General features: G+C 48.1%; 9 protein-coding genes. 4 read left to right on the forward strand and 5 right to left on the reverse strand.

Translation table 11 applies throughout. The features are described 5' to 3' along the window. Positions 1–19: 19 nt before the first annotated feature. The gene (locus IJ369_RS10690) at positions 20–1,006 is read right to left on the reverse strand and encodes a nucleoside hydrolase (RefSeq protein WP_290716534.1); all 987 of its coding nucleotides are present in this window, start codon (positions 1,004–1,006) and stop codon (positions 20–22) included. A 100-nt stretch (positions 1,007–1,106) separates the two neighbouring features. Here IJ369_RS10690 and IJ369_RS10695 point away from each other — a divergent pair, with 100 nt between their 5' ends. The 3 genes from IJ369_RS10695 (at position 1,107) to yeiL (ending at position 2,994) form a co-directional block, all read left to right on the forward strand. After that, positions 1,107–1,733: a LolA family protein gene (locus IJ369_RS10695; RefSeq protein ID WP_290716536.1), complete on the forward strand. Its 627-nt coding sequence runs from the start codon at positions 1,107–1,109 to the stop codon at positions 1,731–1,733. A gap of 104 nt (positions 1,734–1,837) precedes the next feature. Continuing rightward, the gene (locus IJ369_RS10700) at positions 1,838–2,182 is read left to right on the forward strand and encodes a type II toxin-antitoxin system PemK/MazF family toxin (RefSeq protein ID WP_290716539.1); all 345 of its coding nucleotides are present in this window, start codon (positions 1,838–1,840) and stop codon (positions 2,180–2,182) included. A gap of 137 nt (positions 2,183–2,319) precedes the next feature. After that, entirely contained in the window at positions 2,320–2,994 is a 675-nt protein-coding gene (gene yeiL / locus IJ369_RS10705) for a transcriptional regulator YeiL (RefSeq protein WP_290716541.1), read from the forward strand. Positions 2,995–3,020: 26 nt separating this feature from the next. On the opposite strand, the gene IJ369_RS10710 is transcribed toward yeiL, so the two are convergent. From IJ369_RS10710 to IJ369_RS10725, 4 genes are read right to left on the reverse strand one after another with little or no spacing between them, the layout of a single operon-like run. Continuing rightward, positions 3,021–3,212: a hypothetical protein gene (locus tag IJ369_RS10710; protein ID WP_290716544.1), complete on the reverse strand. Its 192-nt coding sequence runs from the start codon at positions 3,210–3,212 to the stop codon at positions 3,021–3,023. A 13-nt stretch (positions 3,213–3,225) separates the two neighbouring features. Continuing rightward, complete coding sequence (udk, locus tag IJ369_RS10715) at positions 3,226–3,855, reverse strand: uridine kinase (RefSeq protein WP_290718897.1); 630 nt, start codon at positions 3,853–3,855, stop codon at positions 3,226–3,228. A gap of 15 nt (positions 3,856–3,870) precedes the next feature. Further along, on the reverse strand, positions 3,871–5,160 hold the full coding sequence (locus IJ369_RS10720; RefSeq protein WP_290716548.1) for an LCP family protein: 1,290 nt from the start codon (positions 5,158–5,160) through the stop codon (positions 3,871–3,873). Between the two features lie 8 nt (positions 5,161–5,168). After that, positions 5,169–6,374 (reverse strand): LCP family protein, encoded by a 1,206-nt coding sequence (locus IJ369_RS10725; RefSeq protein ID WP_290716550.1) that lies wholly within the window; start codon positions 6,372–6,374, stop codon positions 5,169–5,171. A 321-nt stretch (positions 6,375–6,695) separates the two neighbouring features. Between IJ369_RS10725 and IJ369_RS10730 the strand changes: the two genes are divergently transcribed. After that, a partial coding sequence (locus IJ369_RS10730; protein WP_290718898.1) for an LTA synthase family protein occupies positions 6,696–8,475 on the forward strand: 1,780 nt, incomplete at its 3' end.

Below are 8,475 nucleotides of genomic sequence, written 5' to 3' on the forward strand. Positions count from 1 at the left end.
ACAGTTTAAAATAATCAAGTTAAACCTTTCTGGCAAGATCCTTCATCCACTGCACGAAGAACTCCCTGTCCGCATCAAAGGCAAAATGGCAGTTTCTGGGCTTGTCCACAAAGGCTCTGGGGTCAACGATGGTCTGCCCGTCCGCAAAGCCGCCGCTGAAATCAATATCCACTCTTGTAAAGAGCAGGTCTTTCAGCGCTTCAGGATACGCCACGGCGCAAACCGCCAATGCATCATGTACAGGGGCAGAATCGATGCGTTCCATGGGCTGCAGCTGGCTGTATGCCATGATTCTGTGGTCTGTAAAATCTGCCACGGCATCGCCTACAGGGTTGCCCATGGCTCTGAATTCTTTTGTATCATCTGTGCTGACACAAGCGTTATGTGTGGCATCCAGAGGCACCATGCGGATAGGAACGCCGCTGTCCATGACGATCTGTGCCGCTTCGGGGTCGTGCCAGATGTTGAATTCGGATGCGGGTGTGCTGTTTGTTCTGCGGCAGCCACCGCCCATCATCACGATTTCTTTGATCTTGCCGCAGATCTCAGGCTGGATACGCATTGCCATAGCCAGGTTTGTCAGAGGGCCAACAGGCACCAGTGTGATATCACCGTCGCTCTTCATCAGCGTGTCAATATAATAGAACACTGCATGTTCCTTTTCCACCTTGCTTGTGGAAGCAGGGATATCCAGATATTCTGTGTGCATGCTCACGTCTTCCTTCATATCGCCCACTTTTGTGCGCACGCCTTTGAAACCGCCATGTCTGTTGGGGTTCAGGTTGCATACCATGGCTTCGCCACAGCCCTTATACACAGGGAAATCCGCTTTCAGCAGGTCTTTCACACGCAGGGTGTTTTCTGTGGTATTTTCCAGGGGCTTATTGCCCACAACAGTACAAACCGCCAGCAGGTCGATTTTTTCTTCCAGATAAGCCATCATAATAGCAACGGCATCATCCGTACCTGTATCTACATCGAGAATGATTTTGATTTTATCGCTCATATCGTTCATCCTTTCTTTTTCTAGTTCCTGTTAAAATCATCATACTACTTTTTCGTCCATTTTCATAGATTGAAATAACTCAACTTTCAGGAGGGATTTTATGAAGCGAATCCTCTCACTTTTCTTATCCTTTGGTCTGCTTTTCACCATTGCCGCCTGCAATCGGGAAGAACCTATGACAGAACTGGAATCCATCCAGAAGCAGCTGGCAGAAATGGAGGGCTATGCCTGCACCGCCACCCTGACCCGTTCTTCCCACAAGGGCGAGCAGACCTATGAAACCAAACAATTTTACAAATCTACCGGCGAATACCGACTGGAGCTGACCGCACCCGAAAATGTAGCCGGCAATTACACCGTTTTCGACGGGGAACGCATCTGCCAGTACAATCCCAAACTGGACAGCAGTATCATTAAGGACGTACCCGAATCCCAGCATAGAAATGAATTGTTCTTAGGCCAATTCGTCTCCAACTACATGCAATCCGAAGGGGTCAGCGTGGAGACCGCTGCTCTGGATGAATCCAAATGTATTGTTCTGGAAGCTGTCATCCCCGGCAATGACGCTGCCGTTTCCACAGAAAAGCTTTGGGTAGACCGGGAAACACAGCTGCCCGTCCGCTTCGTCATTTACGATGCAGAAGGAAACCAACGCTACTGTATGGATTATCACGAATTCGAATTCAATCCTCAGTTCGATGAAGCCCTTTTCACCATAGAGGAATAAACCGCCCTGTTTCTGTCCATACTGAGAACAGTCAGCAGGGAAGTTTTTCAAATCCTACATATTTCTTCCGCCGCTGACCAATCCAAACAGCGGAGTGTGAGAACATGATCGTCAGACGAGGAGATATTTATTTTGCAGACCTGAGCCCCGTAGTGGGCAGCGAGCAGGGCGGTATCCGTCCTGTCCTCATCGTGCAGAATGACGTGGGCAATAAGCATAGCCCCACCGTCATCTGTGCCGCCATCACATCCCAAATGAATAAGGCAAAACTGCCGACCCATATCGCCCTTTCCTCCGCTGTCTATGCCCTGCCGAAGGATTCTGTTGTTCTTTTAGAGCAGATTCGAACGATAGATAAACAGCGGCTGAAGGAGAAACTCTGCCATCTGGATGATGCCATGATGCGAAGGGTCGATCAAAGCCTTATCATCAGCCTGGGATTAAAATAAAAAGAGACTACGTCCATAGGAGCGGGAACCATGAATCACTCTCTTATTGGATGTGTCTCTTTTTCTATTGCTATCATAACAGGTTTCAGTGTAAAATAATATGAGAAATCTCACACCGATTTGAAAGGAGGATGGCTATGAAAGAACTGGACGACCTGCTGGCTTGTTTTTCCTTTGATATCCGCCCTTATCTCACCAAGAAGACCTTCGAACCCGGAGAAGTCCTCATTCAGGAAGGGGAATATCTTCACCATTTATTCTACGTTGCCAAAGGCCGTATCAAATCCCATACGACCCATGCCAACGGCAAGGTCTCCCTTATCCGTTTCAGCGAAGCCCCCTTCTTTCTGGGGGAAATGGAGCTGCTGAATCCCAGCATGCCCGCCCGCGGCGCCACTGCCATCTCCACCTGCACCTGCTTTGTCATCGACACCACCAAGTGCGGAAAACAATTGCTGGAAGATGTCAAATTCCTGCGCCATCTCTGCCTCTACCTTTCCGAAAAAAGCTTCGAAACGGTCTCCCATTATTCCCAAAGCCTTGCCTATCCTCTGGAAAACCGCCTTGCCGCCTTTCTGCTGATGGCCGCCCGGGATGGCGTTTATCGGGAAAAACACACGGAAGCGGCAGAATATCTGGGGGTGACCTATCGCCATTTCCTCTATGTGCTGGCGGATTTCGGGAAAAAGGGATATATTAAAAAAACACCCCAAGGCTATATTTTAAAAAATATTCCCGCTTTACAGGCATTGGAAGATGAGATACGCCCGCCGGAAAAAGAAACGAGCATAAAAAGAAAGCCTCGAACATAATGTTCAAGGCTTTTTCTGTTTCTATCTTATTTTCTTCTGGTCTTGCCGCTGCTCACCAGCACCAGCCACAGGAAATACAGCAGGATAAATACGACTGTAAAAACCACTACCTGCTTCAAATTTACCGCCGTTCCGGTGATGAGCATGAAACCGTGGTAAAAAATGCTGCAGATACAGCCGGATTTTACCGCACGGATAAAAAGTTCAGCTAAATTCATATCATTTCTCCTATCATTTGCAAGTCAAACCATGGACATGGTTATGTACTCTCTGGATCAGGATATCCAAAGCCACCACATTCTGTCCACCTTCCAGCACGATCAGGTCTGCCGCCCGTTTGCTGGGCTCTACGAACTGCTCATGCATGGGTTTTACCGTTGTCAAATACTGATTTACCACAGATTCCAGACTTCTGCCTCTTTCCTCAACGTCTCTCAGAATACGTCTCAGAATACGCACATCCGCATCGGTATCCACAAAGATCTTGATATCCATCTGATTTCTCAGGAATTCATTCTGGAAGATCAGGATGCCCTCTACGATGATGACCTTTGTAGGGTTCACGATCATCATTTCATCGGAACGATTATGCACCGTAAAATCATACACAGGACATTCGATGCTTTTGCCCTCCTTCAGTGCCTGGATATGCTCGATCATCAGGTCTGTGTCGAAGGCATCGGGATGGTCATAGTTCAAAAGACAACGCTCTTCGTATGTCATTTCATCGTGGCGCTTGTAGTAGTTATCGTGATAGATCACAGTCACGTCATCGCCAAAGCGTTCCTTCAGGCGATTGGTCAGGGTCGTTTTGCCGCTGCCTGTTCCCCCTGCAATGCCAATGATCATAATATCTTTCATACCGTTTCCTCCTTATCAGGATTCGTTTGTACCAAGGATGATGCGGATATCTGCGCTGCCCACTTCATCGGATGCCAGTTCCACTTTTGCATTGTCGAAATATTTCACCAGGTCTTCACCAGCGCCTTCGGTTTTCACCTGGATACGGGTGTAATTCACCTGTTCTCCGTGATATGTGGTAGGTTCTGTCAGGGTAAATCCTTCGCCTTTCAAAAGTTCTGTGAATCTGCCCGCCAGACCGGCAACTTCGCCGCCGTTGGAAACCTCGATCTTCAGGCTCTTGCTGTCGATGGTGCCGTCTTCATTCACTTCCGGTGCCACATTGTAGAAAATGCGGTCTACCATTTCCGTCGTTGCAGCAGGGTCATGGATAAAGTAGGATACACCGCCCACATACTGGCCCGCACCGGGCAGAGTCTCCATGGAAAGCTTGTCCATATCTATCTTCGTAATATAATTTGCATATTTCAACGCATCAGACAGGCTGATATCTGTTTTTACATATTTATACATAACCTCGATATAGTCGCCCAGGTTCTTTACGATGCTTTCTGTGCTCAGCACCTTTTCGGCCAGCGCTCTCAGAAACAGCTGCTGCACCTGAATACGGCCCACGTCGCCATCGGCATAACGGCGGAAACGCACCAACTGCAGGGCTTTGTTGCCATCCAGCGTCTGCAGACCTTTTTTCAGGTTGATGGTGATATCCCCTGTGTCGCTCATATCCCAGTGCATATCCTGGGGAACATCCACTTCTACGCCGCCGACCGCATCTACGATTTCAACCAGCGCTTCAAAGTTTATCTTTACATAATGGTCGATCTTGATACCCAGCAGATCTTCCAGCTGCAGCATCGCTGCTTCAGGGCCATTTTCCTTGCCGCCGAAGGCATGCACTGCGTTGATCTTCGTTACGCCATAGCTGCCTCCCAGCAAATCTTCCACCTCGTCACATACATTGACACGGGTATCTCTGGGAACGGAAACCAGGCTCAGGCTTTCCTGGGCGCTGTCGTAATGAACGACAAACATGACGTCCGTTCTGGTTTCGTCCGCATCCACCCCGAATACCGCCACGTTCATTTTGATATTCTTACCCAACAGGGCATCCAGAATATTCATATCTGCCGCATCTGTCGTGATACCCATGTTAGAGAAGGGCATATTACCTGTCACTTTATAGTAAGCGAAGCATGCGCCCCCCGCCAGGATCACAAATACCATCACGATGGAACATACGATCTTTAAAAATGTCTTTACCGGATTGAATGGTTTTCTTTTTTTCGGATTTCTTCTTCTACTCATCGGATCCCTCACTCATTCGTCGTCAATTCATCATCGTTCATCTGCACATCTTCTACAGGTTCGATCCCATGGATGCGCCAGTCGATCAGCTCTTTGAGCCCTTCTTCATCGATATCGTAATAAGAACCGCCTTCCCCGGGCACCGTATCGCTGGTGATCTTCGCAGGGTCAAGGTCTTTTACATATTTTACATATTTCAGCGCTTCCGATACAGAAATATTACTTTCTGTGCAATCCAGCGCAACTTTCACCAGATCATCCAGATTGTTCATCAACGTCTCAGAGCTGCATACTTTTTCGATCAGCGCCTGGATAAACTGCTGCTGCACCTCGATACGTTTCAGGTCTTTCTGGGCATAGCCTTCACGGAAACGAACCAGCTGTTCCGCCTTTTCCCCATCCAGATGCTGCGTGCCGGGATACAAATCGATATACAGATCCTGATAAGGGTCTACATAATACAGTCTGTCTTCTACATTGAAATCTACACCGCCTACAGCGTCAACGATCTCTCTGAATGCAGACAAGTCTACCTTTACATAGTAATCGATCTTGATATCCAGCAGATCTTCCAGCATCGTTACGGAGAAAGTGCAGCGGTTGTCGTTGCCCGCATAGGCATGTACCTCTGTCAGCTTACACTGGCCGTAAACACCGTTGCGGTTGGGCACATAAGCATCATTATCTTCCAGATATTGGATCATATCATCCGTCATCGTTACTCTTGTATCTCTGGGAACAGAGATGAAATGCAGATCTTTCGTCTTCGTATTGAAACTTGCCACCATATTGACATCGGCGCGGAACCCATCCTCGTCGGTACCGAAAATCGCCACATTAATGATTTCTTCCACCTTTTCCTGATCAGATGTGGAAACCACAAAATCGGAATTTTCCGCCTTGCTGTCCCATTTATCCATCATGACCCAAACCTTCGCAGCAGCGTATGCACCGATCAGCAGCAAAATCAGCGCGATCACGATCAGGATGCTTCTGCGGCGTCTTTTTTTCTGCTCTGCCTTGCGGCGAGACATCCTTCTGCCCTGGGCCACTCTTCTGGGGTCGATATAGGTCTGTTCCTCATACACTACCCTCTGCTGTTCTTCGGGGTAAGGGGTGCGGGTCTGTCTGCGGCGCACCTGACGCTGACGCAGCTCCATATCCATATCATCGTAGGGTCTGCGGCGTCTTCTGTATTCTCTTTTTTCACCCATGATTCTATTCTCCTCTTTTCAGAGTTTCTTCTCAAATATATATTTATTTCTTTGCAACCCTTTAATTATAGCAAATCCGACAAACCATGACAACAACAGAATGGGATATCCTTCCACTTTTTCGCCATTTTTGCCCTTTTGCACGGATTTCTTTTAAAATTCATGCTTTTCCTATTTTATTATACACCATTTCGCCCCCATGAAAAGGTACAAAATTCTTAATTTTCCAGCCTTGCTCCCCCCGTCTTTCTTTACTTTTCCGACAAATTCTCGTATAATCCGTATTTGTAAGAACAAAATCCATCCGAAGGAGGCATATATATGAAGGAACAGGATTCTGAAAAAGTTTCTGTTTTATATAAGGTAAAGAAATTCCTGACCACACCCCAGGGCATTGTCGCAGCGCTGCTTGTGGCATCCGTTGTCATCACCGGCCTGGTCTATCTCATCACAACAACAAAAATTTTGCACGTTGGCTGGAAAATTTTGCATGCCCCTACCATGCTGCTGCTGAATATCCTGCCAGTGCTTCTGATGTTGCTGCTGCTGTTTTTTCTGACGAAGAAGCTCTTCTTCTCCGTCAGCGTCACAGGGGTCGTCCTCATTTTCTTCGCCATCGCAGACCGCATCAAGGTCTCCATGCGCCAGGAACCCCTGCTGCCTACCGACCTGACTCTGGTAAAAGAGGTCGCTGCCATTCTGCAGACCTTTCCCATCTATCAGCTGGTGCTGATCGGCGTGATGCTTGTCCTTTTTGTAGTGCTGCTGGTGCTGAGCTTCAAAAAATCCAAAAGTGTGACGCTGGCTGCTGCGCCTCGCATCGTCGGTATCATTCTGGTCATCGTCTGCGCCTTTGGTGCTAACCAGCTCTGGTATGCGGATAAGGCTCGCTATGACGCTTACCCTACCGTAGATAACCCCTATTTCCAGGTAAATCAGTACAACACCCGCGGGATGATCTATTCCTTCCTGCATCAGTTCAATATCACCCAGATGGAAGCGCCCGAAGGCTATGATGCAACCTATTTCGCAGAAAAAGAAAATGTAAAATGGGCTGCCCCCGAAGGGAAAGAATATCCTCACATCATTATGATCATGGGGGAAGCCTTCTCCGATCTAAGCGAAAATGAACATCTGGATTTCACAGGCTATCGTGACCCTCTGCAGAATTTCAAGGCTATCTGTGCCGATGAAAACGCCGTCAGCGGCCATATTGCTGTAGCAAATTTCGGCGGCGGTACCTCCAATACGGAATACGACGTGCTGACTGGCTGTGCGACCCGCTATCTGGACAGTTCTCTGCCATCCTATAACTTCATCCACAGCGATTTTGACGGCATGCCCCGTCAGCTGGGTCTGCTGGGCTATGAAACGTTGTCCATCCATCCCGGCTACGCCTGGTTCTATAACCGTCAGAATGTTTACCCCGATCTTGGCTTCGAAACCTGCTATTTCCTGGAGGATTCCTTTGACCTGGCTACCCAGGGTATCGGCGGTTATATCAATGAAGAAGTCACCATGGATAAGATCATTGAAACACTGGATACCCACATTCAGGAGAAGGATACCCCTCTTTTCTCCTTCACTGTGACCATCCAGAACCATGGCCCCTATGAAAAGAAATACGGCACTCTGCCTGCCAATTTCTCCACCGATGTAGAACTGGATGAAAATCAGACAGATCTGCTGACCCAGTATTTCCAAGGCGTTATCGATGCCGATGAACAGATCGGCCGTTTGAAGGAATACGCAGAAAATTCCCAAGAACCCATCGTATTGGTCTACTTCGGCGACCACCTGCCCGGCTTCTCCAATGGTATGGAATTTTTCGACCTGCTGGATTATCCCATCAATGCCAATGGCACTCCCGAAGAACAGCTAGCGGTTTATGAAACGCCCTTTTTCATCTGGCAAAACGACAGCGCCAAAGCCATGAGCGATGCCAAAGCCAATGCAGAGGCTATGAACGTTCCCGAACTGATCAGCTCTCAGTTCCTGGGTACTACCATGCTGGATCTGTTAGAGATCGACTGTCGCTCCCCTTTGTATGCGCTGAATAATGAATTGCGCAAAGAACTGCCAGTCTGTGCAAAAAATATTT

Source organism: Anaerotignum sp. (assembly GCF_017483025.1).
Lineage (GTDB): Bacteria > Bacillota > Clostridia > Lachnospirales > Anaerotignaceae > Anaerotignum_A.

Coding starts and splice junctions, on each gene's coding strand:
- IJ369_RS10690 (WP_290716534.1), bottom strand. CDS start 1,006: ATGAGCGATAAAATCAAAATCATTCTCGATGTAGATACAGGTACGGAT.
- IJ369_RS10695 (WP_290716536.1), top strand. CDS start 1,107: ATGAAGCGAATCCTCTCACTTTTCTTATCCTTTGGTCTGCTTTTCACC.
- IJ369_RS10700 (WP_290716539.1), top strand. CDS start 1,838: ATGATCGTCAGACGAGGAGATATTTATTTTGCAGACCTGAGCCCCGTA.
- yeiL (WP_290716541.1), top strand. CDS start 2,320: ATGAAAGAACTGGACGACCTGCTGGCTTGTTTTTCCTTTGATATCCGC.
- IJ369_RS10710 (WP_290716544.1), bottom strand. CDS start 3,212: ATGAATTTAGCTGAACTTTTTATCCGTGCGGTAAAATCCGGCTGTATC.
- udk (WP_290718897.1), bottom strand. CDS start 3,855: ATGAAAGATATTATGATCATTGGCATTGCAGGGGGAACAGGCAGCGGC.
- IJ369_RS10720 (WP_290716548.1), bottom strand. CDS start 5,160: ATGAGTAGAAGAAGAAATCCGAAAAAAAGAAAACCATTCAATCCGGTA.
- IJ369_RS10725 (WP_290716550.1), bottom strand. CDS start 6,374: ATGGGTGAAAAAAGAGAATACAGAAGACGCCGCAGACCCTACGATGAT.